A 920-nucleotide genomic window follows, 5' to 3' on the forward strand; every position below is an offset into this window, starting at 1 on the left:
ACTGGGTAGCAGAACCATTTTCCCGTGGTTAAAAATTGCACGGGAAAAAGGCATCGATGCATTGGCACCTAAAGCTAGGCCGGGGCGTGGCAGAAAGCTGTCTCCTATCGAAGAGCAAGAAGTCAAACGCTGGGTTGTCGGCGGTGACCCAAGACAGCACGGCTTTGATTTTGGGCTGTGGACGCGTCAGATTATTTCAGATCTGATTCGGGAGAAATTCGGTATTGAACTCAGCGTGACCAGTGTCGGTGAACTTTTACACCGGCTGGGCCTAACTCCGCAAAAGCCGCTCCGAAGAGCCTACGAAAGAGATGAGAAGGCTGTAAAAAAATGGGTGAAGGAAGTCTATCCAAAGATTAAGGCATATGCGAAAAAGACTGGTGCAGAGATATTCTGGCTGGATGAGGCAAGCATCCGATCAGATGATCCGCTCCAAAGGACATGGGGAGAAAAAGGGAAGACTCCCGTAGTGAAAACCAGTGGGCAAAGGCAATCAATTAACGCGATCTCTGCATTGTCGAATAAAGGCGGGTTCTGGCACCACATCTACAGCGGAAAGTTTACAGCAGACAAGTGTCTGGAGTGCTTCAAGGACTTCCAGAGAAGTCAAAGGCGGCCAGTGATCCTCATTGTAGATGGCCACCCGGTGCACAAATCGAAGAAAGTTCTGGACTATGTCGAATCTCAGGATGGGAATCTTGAGATGGTGTTCTTACCGCCATACGCGCCGGACTTGAACCCGGATGAGTTGGTATGGAACCACGTGAGGAATATAGGAACTTCGAAGAAGCCGCTAAAGGAGGGCGAATCTTTGATGAGTCGTGCCAACAAAGATTTGCAGAGCATCAAGAAAAACAAGAAACTCGTGAAATCATTTTTCCAAGAGGCGGCTGTATCCTTTGCTGCCGCCTAGGTAGTAA

General features: G+C 49.0%; 1 protein-coding gene. It reads left to right on the forward strand.

The genetic code is table 11. The annotated features are described in order from the left end of the window. A partial coding sequence (locus tag AC6R19_RS22735) for an IS630 family transposase (protein ID WP_500582153.1) occupies positions 1 to 913 on the forward strand: 913 nt, incomplete at its 5' end. Positions 914 to 920: the final 7 nt, after the last annotated feature.

The organism is Microbulbifer sp. SE14 (assembly GCF_059834885.1).